This is a genomic window from Microcystis aeruginosa FD4, from assembly GCF_009792235.1.
GTDB classification, from domain to species: domain Bacteria; phylum Cyanobacteriota; class Cyanobacteriia; order Cyanobacteriales; family Microcystaceae; genus Microcystis; species Microcystis viridis.
Window position 1 is genome coordinate 348885 of sequence record NZ_CP046973.1, and the last position, 26846, is coordinate 375730.

Consider the following 26846-nt stretch of genomic DNA (forward strand, 5'->3'; position numbering starts at 1 on the left):
GAAAACGGGTTTCTCGGAGAAACCCGTTTTCTACTATTTAAAATAGCAAGGTAACAGCCATGATCAAACCTTCGATCGCCCTCATCCTTCTTTTCTCCCTACTGCCTCAACCCGGATTAACCCTTGTCACCCCGGCTGCCGGAAATATTTCTAACGATCGCATTCTGACGGCACAGGGCGATCGGGAGCTTACCGAGGAGCAAATCCTACAACGAGTCACCGTTCGGATCACTAGCGAGATAAATCGGGGATCGGGGACGATTATCGGCAAAAAAGGCGATAATTACCTCGTCCTAACCAACACCCACGTTGCCCGCACCGCAAAAAACCTACAGGTACAAACCCACGACGGCCACAGCCGTGCGGCCCGCATTGTCCCCGGTTCCCTATCGGAGAATCAAGATCTCGCCCTGCTAGAGTTTAGCGATACCCGGAATTATGCGATCGCCACCATCGCGGAGTTTACCATCAATCAAAAAAGGATCGGTTTAGAAGTGGTGGCTGCGGGATATGTTGCCGAAACGGGACAGTATCGGACGACAAAGGGAACCCTTGAACAGGTGAGCGATCGACCCCTCCGGGAGGGCTACAGCGTCGGTTATAGTGGGGAGATCGTGCAGGGAATGAGCGGTGGCGGCATTTTTGTCGAGGGGGAGTTAATCGGCATTAACGGGCGATCGGCCTATCCGATTCTCTCTAACTACATCTACGAGGACGGTACAAAACCCACTGGAGAAGAAATTCAACAGATGAGAGCGGTTAATTGGGGCATTCCCCTTAATACCCTATTAACCTACATCCGTCCCGAAATTCTCACCGCCTACAAGCTCCCTTTACCGAAAAACGACTCCAGCATCGAAAACCCGGTTTATACTGGCTACATCGCTCAATTAGAAGCAAAAGCGAAGGGTTTCACCGTCCGGATCGATAGTACGAGCGGTGCAAACGGTAGCGGTGTCATTATCGCCCAGCAGGGAAAAACCTACACCGTCCTAACCGCCGATCACGTCCTCTGTGAGAAAGTAGCCGAGGAGAAAACCTGTGCCAATGTCACCTACACCGTCGTCACCAGGGACGGCAAAACCCGAAAAATCGAGAAAAGCACCATCATCCGGCAGGAAGGGGTAGATTTAGCAGTTTTTCAGTTTGAAAGCCAGGACAATTATCCGGTTGCGGAAATAGCGAATTATAACCCAAATACTAATGATTTTGTTTTTGCCGCAGGCTTCCCCAAAATTGGCCAAAATCCCTCGAAATGGTTGTTTAGTGGCGGTATAATTAACGATAAAGAAACGGGATTACTACAAACCCGCCAAAGTGACTTAAGCACTCAACAAAGTGGAACATTACAAAGTGTTGCTTCTTTAACCGGAGGCTATGAATTAGTTTATACCAGCATCACATTTGGGGGCATGAGTGGCGGTGCAGTCTTAGACTCCCAGGGGAGAGTAATAGGGATTCATGGACGTTCAGAAGGAGCAGGGGGAGGGAAAATTCAGTTAGGGTATAGTTTAGGGATTCCCATTAGCACTTTTATCGGATTGCAAGAAAGATTGAAGGTAAAACCGCAATTATTAACCACTACTCAACCCCAAGTTAGTCAGCAACAAAAACAAGAAATTATTTTAGCAATTACTGGTGTTATTGTTCCTAATACCAATGCGAAGGCGGATATTTGGATAGAAAGGGGAGGACAATTATGGCGGTTACGGAGGTATGAGGAAGCAATTAAAGCCTTTGATGAGGCGATTAAGCAAAATGACCCCGATAATGTCTATTTAGCCTGGTATGGGAAGGGATTAGCGTTATTTACTTTAGATAAAGATCAACCAGCCATAGAAGCTTTGCAACAAGCGATTAATACCTTACCTAAAGGGGAAGATTTAAAGGAGTTTCACAGTAGTATTTTACAACTGCAAAGTGCTGTTTATCAATATTTAGAAAATTATGAGCAAGCATTAACAGTGATTAATCAGGCGATTTTTCTGTTTCCCAATAACCCCAATCACTATAATGAAAAATGGGTAGTATTAAGTGAATTAAAACGCTATGATGAGGGATTAGCCGCAATTAATAAAGCGATTGAACTTGCGCCTCGTGCTCAAGCTTACTACAATCGGGGGAATCTTTACTTTAACCAACAAAAATACGAATTAGCTTTAGCTGACTACAACAAAGCTATTAAACTTGATTCTAATGATGCTTATGCTTACAACAATCGGGGGAATCTTTACTATGACCAACAAAAATACGATTTAGCCTTAGCTGACTTCACCAAAGCTATTGAACTTAATCGTAATTTTGCTGAGGCTTATCTCGGTCGTGGGGTTGTTTACTATCTCCAACAAAAATACGAATTAGCTTTAGCTGACTTCAACAAAGCTATTGAACTTGATTCTAAGTTAGCTATGGCTTACTACAATCGGGGGAATCTTTACTTTAACCAACAAAAATACGAATTAGCCTTAGCTGACTACAGCAAAGCTATTGAAATTAATCGTAATTATGCTAATGCTTACAACAATCGGGGGAATCTTTACCAAGACCAAAAAAAATACGAATTAGCCTTAGCTGACTACAGCAAGGCTATTGAACTTAATCCTAATGATGCTAAAGCTTACTACAATCGGGGGAATCTTTACCAAGACCAAAAAAAATACGAATTAGCCTTAGCTGACTACAGCAAGGCTATTGAAATTAATCGTAATTTTGCTGAGGCTTACAACAATCGGGGGAATCTTTACTTTGCTCAACAAAAATACAAATTAGCTTTAGCTGACTACGAGGAAGCTATTAAAATTAATTCTAATTTTGCTGAGGCTTACGCCAATCGTGGTCTTTTATATGCCGAATTAAAACAAACCGAAAAAGCAAAAATTGATCTACAACAAGCAGCTATATTATTCCGCCAACAGAATAATATGGCTGCTTATGAAAAGGTGATGCAGGTTTTACGCGAATTAGGGAGGTGACAAATGATAAAAACACCCGTTGATTTATACCGTAGAGGTAATGCTACATCTCCCAGAATGGATCATGTTCGTCCTAACAAAGATATTGCTATCTATGAAAATAATGGGCAAATATGGGTAAAAAAAACCTTGTCGATGGACAAACACCGGGGGGAATTTCGACCTTTTCCGTTCAGGGAATAGGAAACAACTGGTGGAAACTAGATCGGGGGAATTCTATTCCCAGTGAGCTAGAATTAATTAATGATCGAGGTAATCACTGGTTATGGAAACCCTTATTTCCCATGTCAATAGAAACCTATCAACAAGCCTTAAGGGTAATTGGTGAATTTTTTTATCGTGTAAGTTGAGGTAAACTATGAAAACTCTATCATTTAAAGACATCCAATTTATTATCGAAGCTCTCGAATCCCTTCTCAAAAATTATAGTGACCGTATTCAACAACTAGAAGCTCTCGAAAACTATGAAGATGAAATTTCAGACTTAAGTAATGATTCTCTATTTTTACAAGAATTAATTACTGACTTACAAAATCAACAAACACAAGAATTAGCTCTACTTGTGCCTGAATTTGATTTGAAAAAAATGTCTTTACAAACATTAATTAAACAAGGAAAAACCCTGTCAATTGAGGAAAAATTAATCTTAGTGGAATCTCTAACTTCATCAATCCGCGAAGAATATAATCTAATGCGAACCTGAAATGAGAAACATAATGATTACTTATTTAGCCACCGTTCATAAAGTCCGTAGGTTGGGTTGAGCGAATAAATAGGTTAAAGAAAACCTCTCAATTCCAAGGAAAAGCGAAACCCAACACCCAACACCTAAATCTGTCTGAATCTTTTTGTTGGGTTTCCTTGGGTGTATTGTTGGGTTTCGTGCCTCAACCCAACCTACTTTAGCTAGTAGGAGGGAATAAAACTGGCGATAAAAGATGGTATGAAAAAAACATTCCCATCGCCGAAAAAAGACTTGAAGCCTATTTAAAAACCTTAACGGAGTAAAATCTATGATTACCTTTGATGAAGAAATGGATAAACTGCCCTCTGAAAGAAGGGCAAAAATTGAAGCTAAAACCCAAGAACTTTTACAAGAAATGCAAATCATTGATGAACTTCGTCAACGACTAGGACTTTCTTCAGAAGAAATCACGGAAAGCGAAAGTGAACAGCCCTGTTTTTCAGCAAAATCGGATGATTTCAAACAACATCTTACCCTAGAAAATTTAACCCGTATGATGAGGGAATTAGGGGGAGAATGGGAACTTACCCTTAAATTTCCTGAGCAACAAGTGATTAAATTAAGTAGTGAGTGCCCGTAGTCTCTAGGTTGGGTTGAGCGAATAAACAGGTTAAAGAAAACCTCTCAATTCTCAGGGAAAGCGAAACCCAACATTTCAGTTATCAGTGATCAATGATCAGTGATCAGTTATCCTTTTTTAAGGAAATAAAAATTAAAATATTTCTGATTTCAAGCTACCAACGACCGGCCGTAGTTTGGTAACGTCAACCTAACCTACGGTAATTGCTATGATTACTAGGGTCGGTAGAGCCGATTTTTTTTAAGCATTTAACATTTAAGCACCCAATCTTCCTTCTAAAATGCCAATGATGGACAAATCCTCATCTAAGGTTTCCCAATGTAATCCCGTACCATCACAAATTAACTCAACCTCTGCTAATTGTTCAAAGGTTGCTTTTGATAAGCGTTTATTTTTATAAGCAGGAAAACGAATTTCTCTATCGTCTTCTAAACGAATACAAATCCATTTATCTTCAACCCAAACTTTTTGAGCTTTTACTGTGCTTTCATGTACCAAATACATCGTGCCATTTCCTCCGTATTATTTCTAAGTTTTCTGTAATGATAATTTCAGCCCGAACAATTTCTTTAGTTTTCAAACCTTTGGCATAATCCAATTCTAGCGGCTCTAGCCAAAATTTAGCATATCCGCCGCCGCGTCGAACGTGAACGTGGATGGGTTCATTGCCTTTATTGGCATAGAAAAAGAAAACATAACCTTCCAGTCTGAAAATTTCTGGCATGAGATTAAAGCTTATTTGGCTGGATTTGGCCAAGCATGAAATGTAACGCACCACCAATTTTACAATATTCAGCGGGTCATGCCTACAGTGCTTGTCATCTTGGTGCGATCACTGTTTTAGAGGACGAAAAGCGATCGCATCCTTTCCTAGGTTGGGTCATCGGAACGAAACCCAACACCCAAATCTGTCTGAATCTTTTTTTGGGTTTCTTTGGGTGTATTGTTGGGTTTCCTTACGTCTATCGGCTAGACAAGGAAAAAGCGATCGAGGATTTCCGACAAGCCGCCGAACTGTTCCGCCAGCAAGGGAACGCGCCAGCACGCGAAAAAGCCCTGCAATTCCTACGGCAATTAGGCGCGGTCTAGATACTCGATCGATTTTGAATCTCACCCCGAAAAAAGCGATCGATCTTACAGCAAGATTTCTAGCGCTAGGGTGAACCCCGGAACCACATCTTCCCCGCTTAAAATCGCGTTCTCGGGATAACAGGTAATCGTCCCGTCCTGACGATAGACGAAAGCCTGTTTATTGTGGCGATCGATCAACCATCCTAACTTCACCCCGTTCTCCCGATACTCCTCCATTTTCCGCTTTAACTTGGATAAACTATCGGTTTTAGAACGGATCTCGATCACGAAATCCGGCGCGAGATCGAGAAATTCATCCTCCCTTTCCTGCCAACCGGACGGTAAACGTTCTCTCGCCACGAAAGCCACATCGGGAGAGCGTACCGCGCTATTGGCCAGTTTAAAACCGCCGCTAGAACTAAATACCTCTCCTAACCCGTTCTGTTCGACCCAGTAGAGCAGGCGAGCGCCGGCTTTCAGTTCTCGATTCGCTGAAATACTTCCGATCGGGGGCATAGTGACTAACGTTCCATCTGCATTGCGTTCAAAGCCTAATTCCGGGTTCTGACAACTGAGGCGAATTAATTCCGCATCAGTAATCGTCGGGGATTTGCTTACCATATTGCATCAAAAAAAACAAGTATTTTTCACTAAATGATAACAAAGCGATGCCGATTGCCGCGCTTTTTCCTTTTGTACCCGAAAGGAAAAAAAATTGATCGCCCTATCCTGCATATTCTCAAAAAAGCAACCGATGAATTAGGTAGAAGCTCAAATCACCCTCACCGAGGAACTACCCATGAAATCCTTCGCCCTTCTCACCACCGTCAGCCTAATCGGCCTCTCCACCCTTGCAACTGTTCGCCCCGTCATCGCCCTAGAGAGCCGACAACCAGCCGAAACCCTGATCACTCAAGCGAACTACAAAGAAGCGATCGCCCACTTTAACCGGGGAGTTAACTACATCCAACAGGAAAAATATGATCTCGCCCTCGCTCAATTCACCAGAGCGATCGAACTCGATCCGGACTATACCGAAGCTTACTTCGGTCGGGGCATGATTTACACGATTCGCGAACAATGGCGACCGGCGTTTCAAGACCTGAACACCGCGATCCGACTAAACCCCCGCGCTGCCTACGCTTACCATTTACGGGGTATCGTCCATCTCGCATTTAACCAGAGACAAAATGCGATCGCCGATCTAACAACGGCCGCGGAACTATTTCGCCAGCAGGGAAACACAGAAATGTACAACAGCGCCATAGAAGCACTACGGCAATTAGGCGCGTAAGTTCAAACGGAGAGCGATCGCTCTCCCCCTTTAAACTTTTGTGAAAAAAGCAACCTGAGGACTTAAAACTCGATCGCATAATTGGGAAAAACCCAACGATAACATCCTTGCCAGCAGCCCCCGACTAAAGAGGAGTCAACCCGATGAAACCAATTACTTTCACCCTATCGGTGCTACTCGCCACCACCGCCCTAAGCTGTCAACCCGGAGGCTTCCTGATGGAAAACATTCCACCCATCCTCGCCCAGGAGCAGACCGCTTCTAGAGTCTATCAGAAAGCCAGCCCCGCCGTCGTCACCGTCAAAAATGGTTACAGTCTCGGTAGCGGCTTTCTCGTCAGTCCCGACGGTATGATCATTACCAACGCCCACGTTGTCGAGAATGGCCCCCGGGTGGTGACGGTGAAATTCTCCAACGGACAGCAGGCCTCCGCCGATGTGATCGGCTTCGCCAAAAATGGCGTGGATTTAGCCGTCCTGCGGATTTATAACCGCCCGAACCTGCCCTATCTTCCCCTAGCTGATCCCAACTCCGTCAAAGTCGGCGAAAGCGTTTTCGCCATCGGCACACCCTTAGACGAGGACTATCAAAACACCCTCACCCAAGGCATTATCAGCCGTCTCGACCCCGAAAAAGGCAGAGTACAACACAACGCTAATATCAACCCAGGCAATTCCGGCGGGCCGCTTCTCAATTCACGGGGGGAAGTGGTGGGGGTTAACGTCGCGGGCGATATCAGGAGTTACGTTTACGACGGTGCGGGAAATCCGATCGGCCGTACCCAAAGCGGGATTAATTTCGCCATTTCCCTCGATCGCCTGCAAGATTTCCTCACCGCCGTTAAAACAGGCGATATATCCTCCGTTTCCACCCTAGTAGAGGAAGATTTAGTACAGGTGATCTCGCTGCCTCTTAACGGTCAAACCGTTCAAGGAGCCTTGACGAAAGACCAAAACGAGCAATATTACGCCTTCGAGGGCCGCGCCGGACAGAAAATCGTTCTAGATATGAATAGCCAAGATATCGCTCCCTATCTTGTCCTCTATCGCGTTCTCCAATCCCCTGAAGGGACAAAATACATAGAGTTAGCCCGTAGTAACCAGCGAGCCGATCGCGCTCCCGGTGATTTTAACGCTCGACTTGTAACCGAATTACCCGCCGATGGAGTTTATATCCTAGAGGCTACCTCTCGCGAAGGGGGTGAATCGGGTCGCTACACCCTCAACGCCACCGCTAACCCTTAAATAATCCCATTTTGACCCTAATCACGATTCTAATCCCTATTTTCTGAGGAACTATCCCTATGAACCCTAGACATATTTCCCTCCGTCTCGCTTGCGTCGGCCTCCTCGCCACTGTCCTCCTCGGTGGTATCGCCCCCGGTTTCAGCCAATCGACCACCCCGAATCGCGTCACCTTCTTCTGTAAAGAGGTGTTCGATCGCGCATCGGGAAGCAAGATCCCCGCCACCCTCGCTTGGATTCCCGAAAGGAGCGGCAATGTGCGGATTATCGGCTGGAAATCGGAATATTTCTCCAAACGTTCCCCGGTTCGCTGCGAGGAAGTCACGCAAAAATTCCAGAAAGCCTATGATCAAGGGCGTTTTAACTATCTCACCACCGGCAGGGTGAAAGGATACCCGATTATCTGCGCGATTTCCCGTACCGACGACCCCTGCGACGGCAATAGCCAACTTTTTACCCTCAAACCCCACGACAATCCGGATTTAGTCTTACAACAACTCATGGACATCCTAGAGGGGAAAACCTCCGATATGCTCCTCCAGAATTCCGGAGGTAAAACCTTGGTGTCAATGAGGGAGTTTTTTGCCAAAGTACCGCTCGCCGATCGCGACGCACCCTGTGATACGAGATCTGCTGGCCCGCAAAATAATTGCGTTCCCACCCGCTAGAATTTTCGCTGTTTTATCCCGAATTTCCCCATAATAACCATGTTAAAACCCTTTCCCCTACTCCTAAGCCTCCTAATTCTGCCCGTCGTACCGGTTAAAGCGATATCCCCTTTCTCTCACCCGGCGATCGTGGCGGAAAACAGCCCAGACGCGGAGATCGAGCGATCGATCCGTCAAGTCACCGTTCGGATCACTAGCCAGACAAATCGGGGATCGGGGACGATTATCGGCAAAAAAGGGAGTAATTACCTGGTGATTACCAACGCCCACGTTATTCGCGGCGCGACCACCCTACAGATCCAAACCCACGACGGACAAACCCGCACCGCGCGCGTTGTCCCGAATTCCCTACCCGGAGATAAGGATATCGCCCTGGTAGAGTTTCGCGATACCCGGGATTATGCGATCGCGCGAATTAGTTCTATCCCCCTCGACACCGATATAGAAATCACCATGGCTGGTTATTCGGCAGAAACGGGGCAGTACACCATCAATGAGGGGAAAATTGAACAGATGAGCGATCAACCTCTCCGGGAGGGCTACAGCATCGGTTATAGTGGGGAGATCGTGCAGGGAATGAGCGGCGGTGGTATCTTTTTTGAGGATGAGTTAATCGGCATTAACGGACGTTCGGCCTATCCGATTCTCTCTAACTACATCTACGAGGACGGCAGGAAACCCACAGACGCACAAATCCAACAGATGAGAACCGTTAATTGGGGCATTCCCATCAATACCCTTTTAACCTACATCCAACCCGAAATTCTCACCGCCTACAAGCTCCCTTTACCGAAAAACGACTCCAGCATCGAAAACCCGGTTTATACTGGCTATATCGCCCAATTAGAAGGGAAAGCAAGAGCATTTACCGTCCAGATCGAGAGTAGTAGCGAGGCTAACGGTAGCGGCGTGATTATCGCCCGCGAAGGAAAAACTTACACCGTCTTAACTGCGGATCACGTCCTCTGTGAGAAAGTAGCCGAGGAGAAAACCTGTGCCGATTTCACCTATACCCTCGTCACCTCCGACGGCAAAACCCTTCCCCTCGATAAAAAAACCATTATTCGTCAGGAAGGGGTCGATCTGGCCATTTTTACCTTCGAGAGTAGTGAAAATTATTCTATAGCCGAGATCGCGAATTATAGCCCCGATCGAGAGAGTCCCGTTTTCGTGGCGGGATTCCCGAAAATCGGCGATAAACAAGCGGCATGGCTCTTTAGCGGCGGTGCGGTGAAAAGTCAGGAGGAAGGACTTCTCGCCACGCGACAGAGTGATTTTACGATTACCCAAAGTGGGGCATCGATCGGAGTTAGTTCCCTGAGCGGCGGTTACGATATGGTCTATACCAGTATTACCTTCGGCGGTATGAGCGGCGGCCCAGTCTTAAACGCGGCCGGACAGGTGATCGGTATTCACGGGCGCTCCGAGGGGGTCAAGGGTAAAATTCAGCTAGGTTTTAGCTTAGGGATTCCGATTAATAGTTTTGTCGGTTTACAGGAAAATTTTCGGTTTAAATTACCTTCTTTAGTTACCGTTCAACCCCAATTAACCGCACAACAAAAAGAAGAGATTGATCGCACCCTTGTCAGTGTAGAAGTACCAGAAACTAACGCCTCAGCAGACATCTGGATCGAGCGGGGCAATCAACTCTGGCGCTTGAAAAAAGAGGATCGGGCATTGCAAGCCTTCGATCGGGCAATACAATTAAATAATCCCGAATATACTTATTTAGCTTGGTACGGTAAGGCAAGGGTTTACGGGCGCAAATACAAAGCTCGAGAAGCGATCGAAGCCCTCGATCAAGCCCTCGCTATTCTACCCACTCGCGAGAAAGGTTCGGAATTTCACGCGGAAATTTTATATTATCAGGGTGTATTTTATGGGGGGGTGAATCAATCCGAAAAAGCGATCGATAGTTTTGAACAAGCGATCAAAATTTCTACCCGGAATCCCAACTATTACAATAGTCTATCGTCGGCACTACAAAACGTAAAACGTTACGATCGAGCTTTAGAAGCAATTAACCGAGCTATAGAAATCGCTCCCCGATCCGGTTGGTACAGCAATCGCGGGAATATATACAAGGATCAAAAAAAATGGGATCTCGCTTTAGCCGATTATAATAAAGCTCTGACGTTGAATCCGAATAACCCTAGGGCGTATATGGCTCGCGCCGATGTGTACGAGGAGCGGAAAGAATGGGATTTAGCTCTGGCTGATTATAACCGAGCCATCGAGATCGATGCTAATTTCGCGGCAGCCTATGGGAGCCGAGGAGTGTTTTATCAGACTCGAAAACAATGGGATTTAGCTCTAGCGGATTATAACAAAGCGATTACCATCGATCCTAACGATCCTAACTCTTATGGAATGAGAGGTATTTTTTATATTTTTCAAAGTGAAGAGGAGTTAGCGATCGCCGATCTCACAAAAGAGATCGAAATTAATCCCTATTCCGTTGTCGCCCATTCAATGCGAGGTGTCGCTTACGAATCCATGGAAAAACAGGACTTAGCTCTAGCGGATTTTAATAAAGCCATCGAACTCGATCCGAATTCCGGCCTGGGTTACGAGAGTCGCGGGCGATTCTATACGACGCGTCGCGAATGGGACTTAGCTCTAGCGGATTTTAATAAAGCACTCGAACTCGATCCGAATTCTGGCCTGGGTTACGAGGGGCGGGGAAATCTTTACAGTAAACAGGAAAAATGGGATATCGCTCTCGCTGATTTGAACAAGGCGAATCGAACTCGGTTCTTTTAATAGTTATGTCGCTCGAGGAGGTGTTTATTTTCAACAACAAAAGTTGGATTTAGCTCTGGCTGATTTTAACAAGGCGATCGAACTCTCGCCAAACCCCGAATTCGCTTACGGAGCTAGAGCAATTCTATACTGGGATCGAAAAGAATGGGATCTCGCCCTCACCGATTTAAGCCAAGCGATCCAGATTAATCCCTATTTCAAGTTAGCCTATCGCTATCGGGGAGATATTTATCGCAATCAAAATCAACTCGATCTCGCCCTCGCCGATTATAACAAGGCGATCGAGCTTAATGGTAACGATGCAGAACTGTATTACAACCGTGGGGAAATTTACCGACAACAGCAAAAATCGGATATCGCCTTAGCTGATTACAGTCGGGCGATCGAACTCGATCCGAAATACTGGTCGGCTTATTTACAACGTTATATTATTTATGATCAACAAAAGAAATGGGATTTAGCGATTGCAGATATCACGAAAGTTATCGAGATCAAGCAATTTCCCAGTGCCTACTTCCTACGCGGCTTAAAGTACCTAGAATGGCAAAAATGGGATTTAGCTCTAGCGGATTTTAATCAAGCGATCAAGCTTAAGCCGGACAATGCTTCATTTTACTCTACGCGAGGACTCCTTTACTATCAAACTCAAAAATGGGATTTAGCTCTAGCGGATTTCAATCAGGCGATCGCTCTCGATCCCAATCGCAAGGACTCTTATAATTTCCGGGGAGAAATTTACCAAAGACAGAAACGTTATCCTCAAGCTCTCCAAGACTATCAAAAAGTTCTCGAACTGGACGAAAAAAATCTAATTGCGATTACCAATATTGGCTTAATTCATTACGAACAAGGCGATCTAAATTTGGCCAGTAGCCAATTTCAAAAAAGTCTGGAAATTAACCCCCAATCTGCCGAAAATCAACTCGCTTTAGCCGTTACTCTCTACCGTCAAGGCAATACGGAGAAAGCGATCAAACTTGCTAAAAGTGCGCTTAAAATTGACCCTGAATTTTCTCAGGTTGAAACCCTGCAAAAAAATCTCTGGGGTGATAAAATCATCGCTGATGCTCGGAAACTACTCTCGCAACTGTAGTAGTTTCGTAGGTTGGGTTGAGCGAATAAATATGTTAAAGAAAACCTCTCAATTCTCAGGAAAAGCGAAACCCAACACCCAACACCTAAATCTGTCTGAATCTTTTTGTTGGGTTTCCTTACGTCAACCCAATCGACGATAATTGCTATGATTACTATAGTCCGTAGTCGTGGTCTTTTATATGCCAGATTAAAACAAACCGAAAAAGCAAAAATTGATCGACAACAAGCAGCTATAATATTCTACCAACCGAATAATATGGCAACTTATGAAAAGGTGATGCAGATTTTACAACAATTAGGGGGGTGAAATAGAAATCATCAATTATGGAAAGTCGAGAAATTATCAAAAAACTGAAGGATGAGGGATGGTATCAAGTAGGTACAACAGGAAGTCATCATCATTTTAAACATCCCCATAAAAAAGGGAAAGTGACTGTTCCTCACCCTAAAAAGGATATTCCCCTTAAAACCCTAATCAGTATCGAAAAACAAGCAGGTATTAAATTACGATAAAGGAGAAATCAATGATTACTTATTTGGCCACCGTTCATAAAGATAACCATAGTGATTATGGGGTACAATTTTATGACTTTCCCGGTTGTATTAGTGCAGGAGAAACCATCGAAGAAGCGAAAAAAATGGCAACTGAAGCCTTAAAAGGTCATATTTCCTTCATGTTGGCAGATGGGGACGAAATTCCCACCCCTAGCACCCTCGAAACCATTTTAACCGACGCGGATCATCAAGATGCGATCGCTTTTCTGCCCATTGAGGTATCAGAAACTATTTTAAAACCATCAGAAATTGTGTGTAAAAAACTAGGTGCAGTCCCTAGGTTGGGTTGAGCGAATAAATATGTTAAAGAAAACCTCTCAATTCTAAGGGAAAGCGAAACCCAACACCCAACACCTAAATCCGTCTGAATCTTTTTGTTGGGTTTCCTTGGGTCTATGGTTGGGTTTCCTTGGGTGTATTGTTGGGTTTCCTTGGGTGTATTGTTGGGTTTCCTTACGTCAACCCAACCTACGGTAATTGCTATGATACTATTGTTGGGTTTCCTTGGGTCAACCCAACCAACGGTAATTCTATTCCTATTAATAAAGGAGCAGAAGTCAAAATTATTCGTTATGTGGCTTAAAAATTAGCAGCCCATTTAAAAACCTTAACGGAGGAAAACTAATGATTAACTTAGAACAAATTCAACAAGATATTAACCAATTACCTGAAGAAGCACAAAACTTACTGATTGATTTTATTGAGTTATTAAAAAAACGCTATTCCTTGGCAAAAAAGCCAGAGATTGCAGCAAAAATAAACCCTGAAGATCAAAGTACCCTAGACATTTTAAAAGAATCTGGATTAATCGTTTGTATTAGTGCAGAATCCGACCTTTCTACTAATTATAAATCTGTTCTCAAAGAAGGATTAAAAGCTAAATATGATCATCGTTGATACCGGGTTCTGGGTGGCTTTATTTAACAATAAAGATCAATATCATCTAATAGCACAGCAAACCTTAGCACAGTATTCTTCTCAACCACTAATTACAACTTGGTGTGTTTTAACAGAAAGTTATCATCTTCTTTTACAACGTTCTCCAAATCTCTATACAGGAGTTGAAAAACAAATAAAATTAATGAACGTATTTGAGAGACATCCCCAAAAATTTCTATTATTTCACCTTGAAAATACTCATCTAGAAAGAATTCAAGACCTTATGAAACAATATCAAAGTCTGCCAATGGACTTAGCCGATGCCTCTCTAGTTATCTTAGCAGAAGAGTTAGGAAATGGACGTATCTTATCAATTGATAATCGAGATTTTAATACCTATCACTGGAAAAATAAAAAACCCTTTATTAATCTTTTCCCAAATTTCTAGTTAATCATTAGTCCGTAGTCCGTAGTCCGTAGGTTGGGTTGAGCGAATAAATATGTTAAGGAAAACCTCTAAATTTTAAGGAAAAGCGAAACCCAACACCCAACACCTAAATCTGTCTGAATCGGCGCTCGCTATTCCCCTCCTCTCATTGCTTTTTGTTGGGTTTCTTATATCATTTTTCTTTATTCCTGGCAGCTACTTTACTCCCCTCTCCCAGAAGGTGAGAGGGGTTGGGGGTGAGGGAAATTAACTATCTCTGCCATTACTTTTGAAAAATGGTATTAAAAAATTTTTTTCCCAGTCCTTGACATCTTATGTTAAGTTGATAGTGGCAGTTGCAAGAAATTAACCCCCAGTTCTCACCTAGGAATTGTTAAGATGAGGAATTATTTCTCGTCGGTTTTTGGTGGGAAGAATGGAGTTGAAGACTATTACCTGTCCAACTCGATCCCAGTCCCTTGGCAGAGTGACTGACTGATAAGCTCGATCTGTTTGCAGATTTGGCTAGTTTTCTCGTCCCCAGTCATTTAATGATCAATGGGGCAAGATTGAGCTTACCTAATTTTAACTATCTTCTCTCCTCCCTAATCAAACAATGCCTACCATGACCTTAGTGTTACCAATGGTGTATCTACTGGTGATCTACCTCTTACTAGTGATCGCAAAAAAAGCTAAAATCAACTCCTAATCAGTGATCACTGATCAGATTTGAGTTTTAAGTGATACTAAATCTGGTTATTAAAAACTGATTATTTATTCTCCCTTTTGCCTATTGCCTATTGCCTATTGCCTGTCCTGATATGTAGCCTATACTGCACGAATTTAGTATGAGCAGTATTACAGCGTTTCGGATATTCGTTACTCTTGTCTTGGCATCTTGTCTGTTGATTTAGCATAAAGAGTAACGAAGAGCCAAATTTTTTAGCGTGGGGGAAGTAACTAAAAACGACCCGCGCCTGGTTCCCCCTACTGGCAGCGAGATAGAACGCGAGATTTGACAACTTGCGATCAAACTAGATAAAATCCGTGAGGAGTGGGGGTCTCCGATTTTAGTTACTTCGTGGTATCGCCCGCCCGCCCTTAATCGCGCCGTCAGGGACGCGTCTAACTCTCAGCACCTTGAGGGTGGCGCAGCCGATATTCGCCCGCTGCACCCCGCGTCTTTGGCTAAGTTTCAAGCTTGGCTCGCTCTGCACTGGTTCGGGGCGCTAGGGTATGGGGCGCGCCGGGGTTTTGTTCACCTTGACACTCGGAATGGGAAGGGATGGCGAAGCGGTGGCGAAAAAGGGCCAAGATGGAATTAGGGACTTGCGTGGGAATAATATCCCAGCTTTGAAAATCGCTCTGTAGAAGAATCAGACCAGCCCTAAATGGCACATTATCAAAGCGCAAGTCCCTTACTAGAGATTTTCGGTGCCAGTTCCTTGCGCCCCTACAGTAACGGATTTTGTCCACAATGTAGGGGCGAACTGCGTTCGCCCAAAAGGTACATTATCAAAGCGCAAGTCCCTTATTAGGGTTTGGTTGTCAGTTATTAGTGGTTCAAGCGCTCGCCACAACAGCGAGCGTTTTTGTTTGGGGTATCCTCTGGGAAAACAAAATTCTCTCGCTTACGTCTAGATCGATAAAATAAATGCAAGTGCGATCTCTATAACAACGCTCCCTATTTATGAATTTATGAATCTAAAATCATCCTTAAAATTTACCCTACTGTTCTCACTTCTGGGGGGTTGTCTCCTGACTACACCTAGTCAAGCAACTCTCTTTGAACAACGAGAAGTTAATCAAGAGGATTTTATCGCTATTGCCCGACCCTACGGTAACGGTAAATACGATTTACTGATTTTGCAACAAATCCCCGGTAAACGCCAATGCTGGGCGGTAAATGGCACAGAACCGACCATTGTTCAGCCTCTCCTGCTCGATTTCGATTTTACCGGCAGTTGTGAACGGGCCACCGACAGTAACGGTTATTCCCTTCGCATTCAGGGCAAAGATTACGGTTTAGAATACCTGCTGCGTATCGTACAACGCAACGGGGAATTAGTCCTCGTGGGAACCCCCCGCAATCCCAGGCAATCGGAGGTAATTATTGGACGGACAAAAGGTTTAGGGACCGGTTTAATGCAAATTTATCTCATCGATGGCTGGCGCTTTACTAAACGCAGTCTAGCAGGTCAAAATCTCAGTCATATCTATCTAACTGCCGATAGTCCCAGTTTCAATCCTCCCCCGGAATTACTCGCAGGTAATAGTTATTCCCCCCCCAGAGAATCCGTCAAAGCAGAAACACCGGTTAATCCTTCCGCTAATCCCGAAGTGCGAGAATATACCTTTACCGCTGCGGAAACAGCAGTACAGAGCAATCCTCAGCCAGTGGTCACTAATCGAGTACCAGAGTCAAATTTAACGCCACCGTCCCCAGTTAGCCCTAATTTACCCCCCCTGACTCCTCCCAATTCCCAGAATAGTAATGCAATTGTACCACCACCGCCACCGCGTAATTTAGGCAATCAGAGAAGTTTATCAGACGTAATCACTTTTAATCGGGCTGCCCCTAATCCCAGTAGTAGTAATACTGGTAATACTGGTAATACTGGCCGCAAAGGCTTTAAAGTAGTAATTGAAGCTAAAACCGATAGCGATCGCAGCAAAGTTCGTTCTCTCTATCCCGACGCTTTCCCCACTTCCCACCAAGGTCGTCGCGTCTGGCAAATAGGCGCGTTTAGTAGTCGTGATAAGGCTGAAAACGCTTTACAAAGTCTTGCCCCCCTGCGCGGATCGATCGTACCATTTTAGTGAACGCTGGAACTGCGGAACAGAGAGTGGATAGGGGAAATGGGGAAATGGGGGAGTGGGGAAATGGGGAAATGGGGAAGTGGAGCATTTGGCTGAAATTTCCCTAAACCCCCAAACCCCCAAACCCCCAAAACCCTAAAACCCCAACTCTCAACTCTCAACTCTCAACTCCGGCCTCCTGACTCCTGACTTCTAGAGTAACTAATAACTGATAACTGAAAACATGGAAATATCGGAACTAAAAAAAGGTATCGAGATAGTAGGATCGCGCCTGGGTAAAACCCAGGACTATCTTTGACTTACCCACTTTAAGGGCCAAAATTAAAGACTTAGAACAGGTGGCGGCCGTCCCCACTTTTTGGGATAATCCCGATACTGCTCAAAAAACCCTGCAAGAACTAAATGAATGTAAATCTTCTTTAGAAACCTATCAGGGTTGGTGTGGACAATTAGAAGATACCAAGGCAATTATCGAGTTATTAGAATTAGAATCCGATCGAGCTTTACTAGAAGAAGCAACGGACAATTTAACTCATTTACAGCATGACCTCGATCGCTGGGAATTGCAACAGCTTTTAAATGGTCCCTATGACGCGAAAGGAGCGGTTTTAACGATTAATGCGGGGGCCGGGGGAACCGATGCCCAAGATTGGACAGAAATGCTCCTGAGAATGTATTCTCGCTGGGCCGAGAAACAGGGATATAAAGTCACTTTAGCGGAAATATCAGAAGGAGATGAAGCGGGAATTAAATCGGTGACAATTGAGATTGCCGGAACTTATGCTTACGGTTATCTGAAAGGAGAAAAAGGCACCCATCGGTTAGTCAGAATTTCCCCTTTTAATGCTAATGGTAAACGTCAAACCAGTTTCGCCGGGGTGGAAGTGATGCCAATTTTGGGCGATGATGCGGTGAGGGTAGAAATTCCCGATAAAGACTTAGAAATTACCACCACTAGATCGGGGGGAAAAGGTGGACAAAATGTTAATAAAGTGGAAACTGCCGTGCGTGTGGTTCATCTTCCCACAGGTATCGCTGTACGTTGTACCCAAGAGCGATCGCAATTACAAAATAAAGAAAAAGCCCTAGCTTTATTAAAAGCGAAATTGTTAATTATTGCTCGGGAACAACAGGCTCAAGCGATCGCTGAAATTCGCGGCGATATGGTGGAGGCCGCTTGGGGGAATCAAATCCGTAACTATGTTTTTCATCCCTATCAATTGGTTAAGGATCTCCGCAGTAATGTGGAAACCACCGATGTTACCGGGGTAATGAATGGGGATTTAGATAGCTTTATTGAAGCCTATTTGCATTGGGGAGGGGAAGTGTGAAGAAATGTATCACTGTTGTCGCCAACAAGTCCCACTCCTGTGTGGAAATGATGATAAAATCTCCTCTTTGAAAAATGTCGATTTGCGTTAAAACACTTTTTTGCTTGCTGCATAAGGGTTTCGCCGATTTGACATCCCTAAAATGGATTTGCGTTAAAGCACTTTTTAGCCTTTCGACTTCGCCCAGGGCTAGTCTAGGCCCAAAAGGGTAGATAACGAGCATAACGAGTTGATTTAGATTCAGATTCGTCGGATTTAATCAGTCCCGCTTCTTTAGTTGCACCGATTAGTAGAGACACAGTGGCAGCTCTTGACTCGTCTAAATGAAATCGCTCTCTTAAGCTCTGGTTAGACATCCGTTGATTATTGATATATAGGAGACAACAGTGCTGATAACAAGCGCGAATACGGTCAGATTGACTCATTTTGCCAAAATCCTGATGAGCGAATAGGATAGAAGTTGTTCGGACCTCACCTACTCTAAAATCTGGTGCAGGAAGTTGAAATTTCTCGGCAGCGGAAATAACTTTATCAATACCACTGCCCTTTTCTTCACAAATGCCAAAACGACGCATTATGTCAGCTAATTGCTCATTACGGGAGCGATATTCGTCTATAAAGCGTTCTACTTTGATAAAAGGAATACCAGGGTTAGAGATTTCTACTCGATCATCATACATTTCAATCATCACCGAAGCACCTGTAGTGAGAAAGTCCTGATGAATCAAAGCATTGGCGATGAGTTCTCGCAAAGCTTGTTTAGGAAACATTTTCACTTCTTCCCGAAGAACTTCTTCGATGATGCGATTTTGAGGGGCTAAATCGTGGACAAAATTAACTAAACCCTCAAAACCCACAGCATATCCCTTAATTCCTGTCTGTTCCAGCCGAGTTTTAATTTTACCTGTTCCCTCATAGATAATCACTCGTGCTGCTTTACGGGCTAAGGTAGGGGAAAAGCGATCAAGTTGTTTGGCCAGAAGGATGGCAGATAAATTAGGAATTGTCCAACCTTTTGATGTTTGGTCAAGGAGTTGATCGCCTTGTAACCTTTCTAGAACAGCATCACGATGGCTAGGATAAGGAAGCTTGAGCAATTTAAAGTAGGTTTGGGTGTCGAGTAGGTCAATAACCTCATCTGGACTAGCATGAAAGCAAGCGGATTGACAAAACCAATCTTGTTGATCTTCAGCAAAAATGCGCTTAAGCAGATCAGGTGTCATGGGTACTAAGTCTTCCCCTGCTCGCATTAGATAAGCGCCTTCAAAGGCGATAGGTTGTCCTGTGGGACGGGTTGGCACTTCAAAAACCAAGACACGACCATCAGGGTGGGCCAATTCGGTGATTTCCACACGCAAGCCAAGTTTTTGAACGATTAGCGATTTAATGCTGTTAATTTCTTCTGGTGTAGGAAAGGCTTGTGAACCAACAATTTTACGGGGACGTTTATCGGTAACACCTAAGATAAAATGGCCACCTCTTTCATTAGCAAGGGCGACGCAATATTTTAACAGTTTGTTTGTATCAAATTGATTTTTAGCCTCTTTAAATTCTAGTCGCTCATTTTCCACTGGAGCATTTAACCAACCTTCTAGGGTCTCTGGGTTTATCATGCAGTAGTCTCCTTATGGGTGGGAATTTACGTTTAGGGGGGAACAGTGCAGGTTATACTGATTCCTAAGATGAGAGCAGCTCTATTTTCTCGCAAATTCTGTTCTTATTGGCTTGTCAAGCTATTTGTCCTCTACTAAGAAGAAAAATCAATGGTTATTATCGAGATTACCAATGTGGAAGAAATAATAAGCGAAAAAATTGGCTCTTTCGCCGCTAAAATCGTCCATGCCCTAGCAGATGATGAGGCGAAAGTGGAAGAGGTTATCATCAAGGAATTACAGGCTAATTTTCAGGAAAAGGGCATTAAGGCCAATCTTTTTAGCGTCACTGGGTTAGATATGCTCGGCAATGGCAAGCTAGAAGTTAACGTTAATGTCCGTTCTGCTAATATGATGTCCTAAGAGAAAACTGCCAATGGTTGGGTTAAACATAGTTAAACCCAACCTTGTTTTGGAGGTTATAATAAACCAACAAAATGTAACGGTCCTTGACCAGTAATTAATTCGATAATAATTGCCAGAAAACCGATCATCGCTAATCGGCCATTCCACACCTCGGCTGCCGTGGTCATACCCCATTCCCAACGTTCCTGGGGATACATTTTCATATTCGCTTTCGGACGGGTAATTTGCTCGAAAGTGGTGGGTTTTTCCTCTAGGGATTTGACCACTAACTGGGAGAGAGATTCGATAAACATCGGGTGAGTGTTAAGAGCCGGTACTCGCTGAAAATGTTCAATTCCCGCTTCTTCCGCCACTTCTCGGTACTCTATATCGATTTCTTGCAGAGTTTCGATGTGTTCCGAGACAAAGCTAATCGGCACGACCAATAAATTCTTAATTCCCTGCTCTCCCAACCCTTTTAAAGCATCTTCAGTGTAGGGTTTTAGCCATTCCACCGGACCGACGCGACTTTGATAGGCTAAAGTGTACTGATTGGGTCGGTTGAGCGTACGCATGATCGCCCTAGTGCATTCTTCAATTTGTCTTTGATAGGGATCTCCCGCTTCCTCCACATAACTTTGGGGGACACCATGAGCGCTAAAAAAGATATGTACTTGGTCAGGATTAGCACACTGCTCTAATTCTCGCGCAATCAGATCGGCCATAGCACTCAGATAAGTGGGATGATCGTACCAAGAGGGGATGAGAGTATATTCCGTCAAACGTAGATAGGGATCCTGCTGCCACATTTCCTCTAGCACACGAAAACTGGAACCACTGGTACTGATGGAAAATTGGGGATAAAGGGGCAGAATAACTAATTTTTTGATATGATCCCGTTTAATCCGCTCGATCGCCTCTTCGGTGAAGGGATTCCAGTAACGCATCCCGATATAAACGCTCACCTCGCGGCCCATTTCCTTGAGACGTTGTTGCAGTGCCGTGGCCTGTGCTTCCGTAATCTTGAGTAAAGGGGAGCCACCACCAATCTGACGGTAATTTTCTTGGGATTTACTCGCTCTTAGCGTCGATATTAACCAAGCTAACGGTTTTTGTAATCCTTTGATCGGTAAACGGATGATTTCTGGGTCAGAAAAAAGGTTAAATAGAAAAGGACGCACATCCTCTAACCGCTCTGGCCCACCCAAATTTAATAATAAAACCCCAACGCGACCCATAGTGTTAACAGATAATTTTTAAATTTTCAGATTCTTTACCAAGTTTAACAATATATCGGTGGAACCGTTAAAACAAATTACAGACAATATAGAAATTAATCAAATTTTGGAGGTTGATCTTGGCGACAATTTTACGTCCCCTCAGTTATCAATATCAATGGCTTTACGATGGTATCTCCCGTCTGGCTGCCCTAGCGGTGGGTGGGGAGTCCCGTTTTCGGCAATTAGCTCTAGAAGGTTTAAAAATCGCTAAAAATGACCCTATCCTCGATCTCTGTTGTGGTGCGGGTCAAACCACCCGTTATTTAGTACCCCTATCCGAGCGCTGTACCGGTTTAGATGTCTCTCCTGTGGCCCTGGAGCGAGCTAGTTTAGCGGTGCCGCAAGCGCATTATGTGGAGGGATTAGCCGAAAAAATGCCCTTTAATGCCGGAGAATTCGCCCTTGTTCATACTAGCGCCGCTCTCCACGAAATGGAACCAGAGCAGTTAGAGGAAATTCTCAAAGAAGTGTATCGAGTTCTCAGACCGGGGGGAATTTTTGCCCTCGTGGATTTTCATCGACCCACTAACCCGCTTTTTTGGCCTTCTTTGGCCCTATTTTTGCAATTATTTGAAACCCAGACCGCTTGGCAGTTTATCGATACGGATCTGATCCAATCTTTACAGGCACTCGGTTTTCGTGATTGTCAACAAAAATTATACGCTGGTGGCAGTTTACAGGTGATTCAAGCTGCCAAGTGAAGGGATCGGCCAGGCAAGATTTTCAGAGACAGTCGGTCATTTATACTAAGTAGGGAAGCTGAGTTCGATCGACTCAGTGCGAGTTATTTTTGAGAAGTTAATGACTAGAGCAAAAATTCTACAACCTGATTTAATTTTAGGGGATACGATTCTCGGTCTCACTCTGGAGATTTTGAGTCAGCATCAGATTAAGGGATTGATTCTCGATGTGGACGATACCCTTGTTCCCCTCCAGGAAACGACGGTTTCTGACGATTTACAGCGTTGGGTCGATTCCTTGCGTCTTTATCTACCGATTTGGTTGGTGAGCAATAATCTTAGTGAAAATCGCATCGGTGCGATCGCTGATAATTTACAACTTCCCTACCTTCTCGGTGCGGTGAAACCCTCTCGACGCAAACTCCGGCAAGCGATGGCAGCCATGAGTCTTCCCCCCCAACAAATTGCTATGGTTGGCGATCGCTTGTTCACCGATGTTTTAGCGGGAAATCGTCTGGGAATGTTTACCATTCTGGTGAAACCAATGGTAAATCCCTTGACGGGGGGGCAAGCTTATCCAATCCACGATTTTGAGGTGTGGGTATCACAAATTCTCGGCGTTTCTCTCCATCCGCAGCATTACTTAATAAAACCTGACCAATCCTCACAGAAGTAAATATTAAAAAATAATTAAGTATAGAGGAAACGATGGAAAAGTAGGAAATACTATAGACAATTTCAAAGGAGGTCAGCCGAGATAAAGACCTTAAATATATGAAAGTCAGTAGATGGACAGTGCCAGTTTTTGCGGATATACGCCAAAGACTGGCACTAATGTTTTAACGAAAACTTCCTGCTAAGTAGGGCTGGCTGAATAAATCTAAAAACCTTGCTGGATAAGACTTTTAGACTTTTTTGAAATCCAAAAGTACCAGATATGGGAGTGATCAGGGGGAAATTCAGGTACTTTTTCCCTGAAAATTAGGTAATTGACCCCCTCAAAATCGGTAAAACCCCACACCCTACACCCTACACCCTACACCCTACACCCTGCCCCTAGGAAAAACTTTTTCAGCAGACCCTAAGTAAATGGGTGGAATTAAACATAAGATGAACGTAGGTTGGGTTGAAGCATGAAACCCAACGTCTGCATGGGTTACTACCCGTCCTACAAATAATTGTGCCTCCCTACTTATAATTTAGCCAAATTGTGAGATACTACGAAAGGATTTCTTAGTTAATTCTCCCTGGCTTCACTCTATATATGAATCGAGATTCTTCCCTGCTATCATCCTCCTCGGTTGCGGAATTCAAGCGCAATTCCTTTGATTTGGAGTCACACCTACAAAACTTTTTACAATTAGACCAAGAAATTTTACAAGCAAAATTAGCGATAGCAAAAGATTCCTTAGCGGCCTTAGCTCATCAAGACTTTTCTTGGACAAATCCAGATGATTTCTATCAGGAAAAAGTCAAAGAAAACTATTTATTTGAATTATCTGCTTGGCATTTATCCAGTCAAGAATATATCGGGGAAACCTTGAAATTAATTGATGATTACGGGAGCGGAAAAGTCTTAGATTTTGGTGGCGGAATCGGTACTCATGCCCTGGCTGCCGCAATGAATTCTGGGGTTGAACAGGTGATCTATTGCGATATTAATCCCCTACATCATCAATTTGTTCGCTTTCGTGCCAAGCAATTAAATCTCGATACTAATAAGCTCTCATTCTATACGGAAATTCCCGAACAGCTAAAATTTGACACGATTATCTGTTTGGATGTCATCGAGCATTTGCCCTCACCTACAGCCCAACTTAAAAAGTTTTATGACTGGTTAAACCCGGGAGGAAAGCTAATTATTAACTGGTATTTTTTCAAAGGATTTAATCAAGAATATCCCTTTCATATCGACGATCCCAAAATTATTGAGAGCTTTTTTCAAACCCTACAAAAAGATTTCCTAGAGATTTTTCATCCCTATCACATTACCGTACGCTCTTATCGAAAAAATCAACAATTGTCCGAAGAAGATTAAACCAGAGGATGATAGAAAAGTTAGAATTACCCTTGCAACTATGACCCTAGATATTATCCCCGAAGGGGAAGAACGCAAAGTGGAAGCTGTCAGTAGTGCCGCTATTGATGGTGCGCCGATCGCCTATATTGTCGTCTTAGCGGCCATTGTCACTACCCTTTCTTTTATTCCCTTCTCCATTGTCCTCGCTTCTGGCGGTAGTATGCCCCTCAGTCAAGCGGTTTTTCCCCTCTTGGGTTGGTTACTCGGCCCGATCGCTGGGGCGATCGCTAGTGGCATTGGGTCCTTAATTGGGGCTTTCCTTGCCCCCTACACGGCAGGAATTCCCGCTATTTCGGTCTTTGGGGCGATTTTGTCTAGTTTTGTGGCAGGAACGATGGTTTTAGGCAAAAAACGCCGTTATTGGTGGTTAGGATTAACGTTAATTTTTCTGATTCCCTTGTTTATCTACGCTAACCGGGCGATCGGACTGAACGGCATTTCGCCACGAGTCTTTATTGCCGGGGCTTTCGTCGATTGGTCGGCTTTGGTATTATTTATCCTACCAACCCGGACTCTTTTTACTCATTGGATCAAAGGTAGCAATTTTGTCCTAGTAGCGGCGGGAATTTTTGGGGGTACTTGGACTGCCAGCGGCCTCTCCCATTTAGGGGTCGTCGCCATTACCTACTCGATTTTTAACTGGCCCGAAGAAGTGTGGATCGCTTTAATTCCGATCATTCCCGTAGAAAATCTGATTCGTTCCCTCGTCGGTATGGTGATCGCTTGTGGTGTGATTGCCGGTTTACGGGCGATCGGTCTGGTCAAATCACGAGAGGCGATCTACTAGGTAGGAGCTGCTGAAAAAGTTTTTCGTGGGGACAGGGTGTGGGGTGTGGGGTGTCGGGACGGACGCAAGGGCAAGAATTGCCGCATTGCGTCCAACCCCCCACCGAAAAAAAAGAGAACTAGCGTTTTAGCCAACTCATCATTGCCCGCAGATCTTGGCCGACTTCTTCGATCGAATGTTCTGCTTCTTGACGACGCATAGCGGTGAAACCCGGTTTACCTGCTTGATTTTCGAGGACAAACTCTCGGGCAAATTGTCCCGATTGAATTTCTCCGAGGATTTTCCGCATTTCGGCCTTAGTCGCTTCCGTCACCACCCGCGGACCGCGAGTATAGTCACCGTACTCGGCTGTATTGGAAATACTATCGCGCATTTTGGCTAAACCGCCCTCGACGATCAGATCGACGATCAGTTTCACCTCGTGTAAACACTCAAAATAGGCTAATTCGGGCTGATAACCAGCTTCCACGAGAGTTTCAAAGCCAGCTTTAATTAAAGCACTTAAACCGCCGCATAATACTGCCTGTTCGCCAAAAAGGTCGGTTTCTGTCTCCTCGCGGAAAGTGGTTTCCAAAACCCCGGCCCGAGTACCACCGATACCTTTAGCGTAGGCCATTGCCCGATCGCGTGCTTGGCCAGTAGCATCTTGATAGACGGCGAATAAACAGGGTACTCCTTGACCTTGTTCGTAGGTACGACGGACGAGATGGCCCGGTCCTTTGGGGGCGACCATAACCACATCGACATTATCTGGGGGAACCACTTGACCAAAATGAATATTAAAGCCGTGGGCAAAAGATAACACCTTGCCTGAGCTTAAATTCGGGGCAATTTCGTTGAGATAAATCGTTTTCTGCACTTCATCCGGTAAGAGGATCATGATCCAGTCGGCAATTTTAGCGGCTTCGGCCACATCATACACTGGAATACCGGCTTCTTTGGCTTTGATGGCCGATTTACTGCCTGGATATAGACCAACAATCACATTAACGCCACTATCCTTGAGATTTAATGCGTGGGCATGACCCTGGGAACCATAACCAATAATAGCGATCGTTTTTCCCGCTAATAAATCTAAATTGGCATCCTCATCATAGTACATTCGTGCCATCGAACTCGCTCCTTAACTTCTTTTGTCACTGTGCAAACTCCTAATTATACGGGAAAATCACGCCCGTCAGAAGCATTTGAGCGCCTGATTCCAGGAGTCAAGAAAAAATAGTGCCTAGAAAAATTGAAATTTTCTTTAGGTATTTGGGTACTCTAACTAGGGAAAGCTGGCTTGATCTAGTTGAGCAGAAGGGGGGATAATGGCAAATTTTTAGCTTGGACTTGGTTCTTTCACCAAAATTGATTACAATATCACTATCATTAAGCACTTCCTCTCCTCCTATCCAGTTAAGATTAACCTCGCTCTGAACACAGATAATCAGGTTAATATTAGTGCAGAAATAGCTTCTCTCTCCCTCGATTTTTGCCTGTTCTGGGTAATTTACCTGGTCAGGATCGTTTATAGACTAATTTACTGCCTTGATCGACCGTAAATAAAATCGGGTCAAAAGATTATTGGCTTTGTTG

At 44.3% G+C, this 26846-nt stretch carries 29 protein-coding genes; 23 read left to right on the forward strand and 6 right to left on the reverse strand.

What is annotated here, in order from left to right:
• Nucleotides 1-59: 59 nt before the first annotated feature.
• From GQR42_RS01740 to GQR42_RS01755, 4 genes are all read left to right on the forward strand, one after another.
• The gene (locus tag GQR42_RS01740) at nt 60-2972 is read left to right on the forward strand and encodes a tetratricopeptide repeat-containing S1 family peptidase (protein WP_158198661.1); all 2913 of its coding nucleotides are present in this window, start codon (nt 60-62) and stop codon (nt 2970-2972) included.
• 113 nt (nt 2973-3085) lie between these two features.
• On the forward strand, nt 3086-3322 hold the full coding sequence (locus GQR42_RS01745; protein WP_233271225.1) for a hypothetical protein: 237 nt from the start codon (nt 3086-3088) through the stop codon (nt 3320-3322).
• Between the two features lie 8 nt (nt 3323-3330).
• On the forward strand, nt 3331-3675 hold the full coding sequence (locus tag GQR42_RS01750) for a hypothetical protein (RefSeq protein ID WP_158198662.1): 345 nt from the start codon (nt 3331-3333) through the stop codon (nt 3673-3675).
• A 310-nt stretch (nt 3676-3985) separates the two neighbouring features.
• Nucleotides 3986-4297 carry a transcriptional regulator gene (locus tag GQR42_RS01755; RefSeq protein WP_158198663.1) on the forward strand — a complete coding sequence of 104 codons (312 nt, stop codon included), beginning with the start codon at nt 3986-3988 and terminating at the stop codon, nt 4295-4297.
• Nucleotides 4298-4552: 255 nt separating this feature from the next.
• Here the strand turns inward: GQR42_RS01755 and GQR42_RS01760 are convergent, their stop codons facing one another.
• Together GQR42_RS01760 and GQR42_RS01765 are read right to left on the reverse strand one after the other, a co-directional pair.
• Entirely contained in the window at nt 4553-4801 is a 249-nt protein-coding gene (locus GQR42_RS01760; RefSeq protein ID WP_158198664.1) for a DUF2442 domain-containing protein, read from the reverse strand.
• Nucleotides 4785-5021 (reverse strand): DUF4160 domain-containing protein, encoded by a 237-nt coding sequence (locus GQR42_RS01765; RefSeq protein WP_158198665.1) that lies wholly within the window; start codon nt 5019-5021, stop codon nt 4785-4787. Before GQR42_RS01765 ends, GQR42_RS01760 begins: the two co-directional genes overlap by 17 nt.
• Before the next feature lie 35 nt (nt 5022-5056).
• On the opposite strand from GQR42_RS01765, the gene GQR42_RS01770 reads away from it, so the two are divergent.
• Nucleotides 5057-5386 (forward strand): hypothetical protein, encoded by a 330-nt coding sequence (locus GQR42_RS01770; protein ID WP_158198666.1) that lies wholly within the window; start codon nt 5057-5059, stop codon nt 5384-5386.
• Nucleotides 5387-5431: 45 nt separating this feature from the next.
• On the opposite strand, the gene GQR42_RS01775 is transcribed toward GQR42_RS01770, so the two are convergent.
• Nucleotides 5432-5989 carry a Uma2 family endonuclease gene (locus GQR42_RS01775; protein WP_002763043.1) on the reverse strand — a complete coding sequence of 186 codons (558 nt, stop codon included), beginning with the start codon at nt 5987-5989 and terminating at the stop codon, nt 5432-5434.
• 178 nt (nt 5990-6167) lie between these two features.
• Between GQR42_RS01775 and GQR42_RS01780 the strand changes: the two genes are divergently transcribed.
• From GQR42_RS01780 to prfB, 13 genes are all read left to right on the forward strand, one after another.
• Entirely contained in the window at nt 6168-6662 is a 495-nt protein-coding gene (locus GQR42_RS01780) for a tetratricopeptide repeat protein (protein ID WP_158198667.1), read from the forward strand.
• A 143-nt stretch (nt 6663-6805) separates the two neighbouring features.
• Complete coding sequence (locus GQR42_RS01785) at nt 6806-7906, forward strand: S1C family serine protease (RefSeq protein ID WP_158198668.1); 1101 nt, start codon at nt 6806-6808, stop codon at nt 7904-7906.
• Nucleotides 7907-7965: 59 nt separating this feature from the next.
• Nucleotides 7966-8574 carry a COP23 domain-containing protein gene (locus GQR42_RS01790; RefSeq protein WP_158198669.1) on the forward strand — a complete coding sequence of 203 codons (609 nt, stop codon included), beginning with the start codon at nt 7966-7968 and terminating at the stop codon, nt 8572-8574.
• Between the two features lie 39 nt (nt 8575-8613).
• On the forward strand, nt 8614-11337 hold the full coding sequence (locus tag GQR42_RS01795; RefSeq protein ID WP_233271226.1) for a serine protease: 2724 nt from the start codon (nt 8614-8616) through the stop codon (nt 11335-11337).
• Nucleotides 11338-11380: 43 nt separating this feature from the next.
• Nucleotides 11381-12430: a tetratricopeptide repeat protein gene (locus GQR42_RS28215; RefSeq protein ID WP_233271227.1), complete on the forward strand. Its 1050-nt coding sequence runs from the start codon at nt 11381-11383 to the stop codon at nt 12428-12430.
• A 147-nt stretch (nt 12431-12577) separates the two neighbouring features.
• Complete coding sequence (locus GQR42_RS27365; protein ID WP_199273255.1) at nt 12578-12739, forward strand: hypothetical protein; 162 nt, start codon at nt 12578-12580, stop codon at nt 12737-12739.
• 17 nt (nt 12740-12756) lie between these two features.
• Nucleotides 12757-12945, forward strand: a complete 189-nt coding sequence (locus tag GQR42_RS01800; RefSeq protein ID WP_002768607.1) for a type II toxin-antitoxin system HicA family toxin — start codon at nt 12757-12759, stop codon at nt 12943-12945.
• Nucleotides 12946-12956: 11 nt separating this feature from the next.
• On the forward strand, nt 12957-13277 hold the full coding sequence (locus tag GQR42_RS01805) for a type II toxin-antitoxin system HicB family antitoxin (protein WP_158198670.1): 321 nt from the start codon (nt 12957-12959) through the stop codon (nt 13275-13277).
• 334 nt (nt 13278-13611) lie between these two features.
• Nucleotides 13612-13884 (forward strand): DUF2281 domain-containing protein, encoded by a 273-nt coding sequence (locus GQR42_RS01810; RefSeq protein WP_158198671.1) that lies wholly within the window; start codon nt 13612-13614, stop codon nt 13882-13884.
• Complete coding sequence (locus GQR42_RS01815; protein ID WP_158198672.1) at nt 13871-14314, forward strand: type II toxin-antitoxin system VapC family toxin; 444 nt, start codon at nt 13871-13873, stop codon at nt 14312-14314. Before GQR42_RS01810 ends, GQR42_RS01815 begins: the two co-directional genes overlap by 14 nt.
• Nucleotides 14315-15321: 1007 nt before the next feature.
• The gene (locus GQR42_RS29795) at nt 15322-15618 is read left to right on the forward strand and encodes a D-Ala-D-Ala carboxypeptidase family metallohydrolase (protein WP_158202335.1); all 297 of its coding nucleotides are present in this window, start codon (nt 15322-15324) and stop codon (nt 15616-15618) included.
• 373 nt (nt 15619-15991) lie between these two features.
• Nucleotides 15992-17113, forward strand: coding sequence for a DUF3747 domain-containing protein (locus tag GQR42_RS01825; RefSeq protein WP_158198673.1), 1122 nt, complete (start codon nt 15992-15994; stop codon nt 17111-17113).
• Nucleotides 17114-17336: 223 nt separating this feature from the next.
• A protein-coding gene (gene prfB, locus GQR42_RS01830; protein WP_158198674.1) for a peptide chain release factor 2 occupies nt 17337-18444 on the forward strand; the annotation gives its coding sequence in 2 pieces (ribosomal slippage) (nt 17337-17408 and nt 17410-18444; 1107 coding nt in all).
• Between the two features lie 194 nt (nt 18445-18638).
• On the opposite strand, the gene GQR42_RS01835 is transcribed toward prfB, so the two are convergent.
• Nucleotides 18639-20057, reverse strand: a complete 1419-nt coding sequence (locus GQR42_RS01835) for an ATP-binding protein (RefSeq protein WP_158198675.1) — start codon at nt 20055-20057, stop codon at nt 18639-18641.
• Nucleotides 20058-20207: 150 nt separating this feature from the next.
• Here GQR42_RS01835 and GQR42_RS01840 point away from each other — a divergent pair, with 150 nt between their 5' ends.
• A complete protein-coding gene (locus GQR42_RS01840; protein ID WP_158198676.1) occupies nt 20208-20459 on the forward strand; it encodes a cytochrome-c oxidase in 252 nt (83 codons plus the stop codon).
• A 56-nt stretch (nt 20460-20515) separates the two neighbouring features.
• Here the strand turns inward: GQR42_RS01840 and hemH are convergent, their stop codons facing one another.
• A complete protein-coding gene (gene hemH / locus GQR42_RS01845; RefSeq protein ID WP_158198677.1) occupies nt 20516-21679 on the reverse strand; it encodes a ferrochelatase in 1164 nt (387 codons plus the stop codon).
• 119 nt (nt 21680-21798) lie between these two features.
• On the opposite strand from hemH, the gene GQR42_RS01850 reads away from it, so the two are divergent.
• The 4 genes from GQR42_RS01850 to GQR42_RS01865 all read left to right on the forward strand — a co-directional run bounded on the left by GQR42_RS01850 (nt 21799) and on the right by GQR42_RS01865 (nt 25268).
• Complete coding sequence (locus tag GQR42_RS01850) at nt 21799-22422, forward strand: class I SAM-dependent methyltransferase (protein ID WP_158198678.1); 624 nt, start codon at nt 21799-21801, stop codon at nt 22420-22422.
• 100 nt (nt 22423-22522) lie between these two features.
• Complete coding sequence (locus GQR42_RS01855) at nt 22523-23077, forward strand: YqeG family HAD IIIA-type phosphatase (RefSeq protein WP_158198679.1); 555 nt, start codon at nt 22523-22525, stop codon at nt 23075-23077.
• Nucleotides 23078-23665: 588 nt separating this feature from the next.
• Nucleotides 23666-24439, forward strand: a complete 774-nt coding sequence (locus tag GQR42_RS01860) for a class I SAM-dependent methyltransferase (protein ID WP_158198680.1) — start codon at nt 23666-23668, stop codon at nt 24437-24439.
• Between the two features lie 40 nt (nt 24440-24479).
• Nucleotides 24480-25268, forward strand: coding sequence for an ECF transporter S component (locus GQR42_RS01865; protein ID WP_158198681.1), 789 nt, complete (start codon nt 24480-24482; stop codon nt 25266-25268).
• 118 nt (nt 25269-25386) lie between these two features.
• Here GQR42_RS01865 and ilvC read toward each other — a convergent pair whose 3' ends face one another.
• The gene (gene ilvC, locus GQR42_RS01870; protein ID WP_158198682.1) at nt 25387-26379 is read right to left on the reverse strand and encodes a ketol-acid reductoisomerase; all 993 of its coding nucleotides are present in this window, start codon (nt 26377-26379) and stop codon (nt 25387-25389) included.
• Nucleotides 26380-26846 lie beyond the last annotated feature (467 nt).

Coding starts and splice junctions, on each gene's coding strand:
- GQR42_RS01860 (WP_158198680.1), top strand. CDS start 23,666: ATGAATCGAGATTCTTCCCTGCTATCATCCTCCTCGGTTGCGGAATTC.
- GQR42_RS01790 (WP_158198669.1), top strand. CDS start 7,966: ATGAACCCTAGACATATTTCCCTCCGTCTCGCTTGCGTCGGCCTCCTC.
- GQR42_RS01840 (WP_158198676.1), top strand. CDS start 20,208: ATGGTTATTATCGAGATTACCAATGTGGAAGAAATAATAAGCGAAAAA.
- GQR42_RS01750 (WP_158198662.1), top strand. CDS start 3,331: ATGAAAACTCTATCATTTAAAGACATCCAATTTATTATCGAAGCTCTC.
- GQR42_RS01760 (WP_158198664.1), bottom strand. CDS start 4,801: ATGTATTTGGTACATGAAAGCACAGTAAAAGCTCAAAAAGTTTGGGTT.
- GQR42_RS01755 (WP_158198663.1), top strand. CDS start 3,986: ATGATTACCTTTGATGAAGAAATGGATAAACTGCCCTCTGAAAGAAGG.
- GQR42_RS01835 (WP_158198675.1), bottom strand. CDS start 20,057: ATGATAAACCCAGAGACCCTAGAAGGTTGGTTAAATGCTCCAGTGGAA.
- GQR42_RS01740 (WP_158198661.1), top strand. CDS start 60: ATGATCAAACCTTCGATCGCCCTCATCCTTCTTTTCTCCCTACTGCCT.
- GQR42_RS01770 (WP_158198666.1), top strand. CDS start 5,057: ATGAAATGTAACGCACCACCAATTTTACAATATTCAGCGGGTCATGCC.
- GQR42_RS01815 (WP_158198672.1), top strand. CDS start 13,871: ATGATCATCGTTGATACCGGGTTCTGGGTGGCTTTATTTAACAATAAA.
- GQR42_RS01810 (WP_158198671.1), top strand. CDS start 13,612: ATGATTAACTTAGAACAAATTCAACAAGATATTAACCAATTACCTGAA.
- hemH (WP_158198677.1), bottom strand. CDS start 21,679: ATGGGTCGCGTTGGGGTTTTATTATTAAATTTGGGTGGGCCAGAGCGG.
- GQR42_RS01855 (WP_158198679.1), top strand. CDS start 22,523: ATGACTAGAGCAAAAATTCTACAACCTGATTTAATTTTAGGGGATACG.
- GQR42_RS01805 (WP_158198670.1), top strand. CDS start 12,957: ATGATTACTTATTTGGCCACCGTTCATAAAGATAACCATAGTGATTAT.
- GQR42_RS01795 (WP_233271226.1), top strand. CDS start 8,614: ATGTTAAAACCCTTTCCCCTACTCCTAAGCCTCCTAATTCTGCCCGTC.
- GQR42_RS01825 (WP_158198673.1), top strand. CDS start 15,992: ATGAATCTAAAATCATCCTTAAAATTTACCCTACTGTTCTCACTTCTG.
- ilvC (WP_158198682.1), bottom strand. CDS start 26,379: ATGGCACGAATGTACTATGATGAGGATGCCAATTTAGATTTATTAGCG.
- GQR42_RS01775 (WP_002763043.1), bottom strand. CDS start 5,989: ATGGTAAGCAAATCCCCGACGATTACTGATGCGGAATTAATTCGCCTC.
- GQR42_RS01765 (WP_158198665.1), bottom strand. CDS start 5,021: ATGCCAGAAATTTTCAGACTGGAAGGTTATGTTTTCTTTTTCTATGCC.
- GQR42_RS01780 (WP_158198667.1), top strand. CDS start 6,168: ATGAAATCCTTCGCCCTTCTCACCACCGTCAGCCTAATCGGCCTCTCC.
- GQR42_RS01800 (WP_002768607.1), top strand. CDS start 12,757: ATGGAAAGTCGAGAAATTATCAAAAAACTGAAGGATGAGGGATGGTAT.
- GQR42_RS01745 (WP_233271225.1), top strand. CDS start 3,086: ATGGGTAAAAAAAACCTTGTCGATGGACAAACACCGGGGGGAATTTCG.
- GQR42_RS27365 (WP_199273255.1), top strand. CDS start 12,578: ATGATTACTATAGTCCGTAGTCGTGGTCTTTTATATGCCAGATTAAAA.
- GQR42_RS01865 (WP_158198681.1), top strand. CDS start 24,480: ATGACCCTAGATATTATCCCCGAAGGGGAAGAACGCAAAGTGGAAGCT.
- GQR42_RS01785 (WP_158198668.1), top strand. CDS start 6,806: ATGAAACCAATTACTTTCACCCTATCGGTGCTACTCGCCACCACCGCC.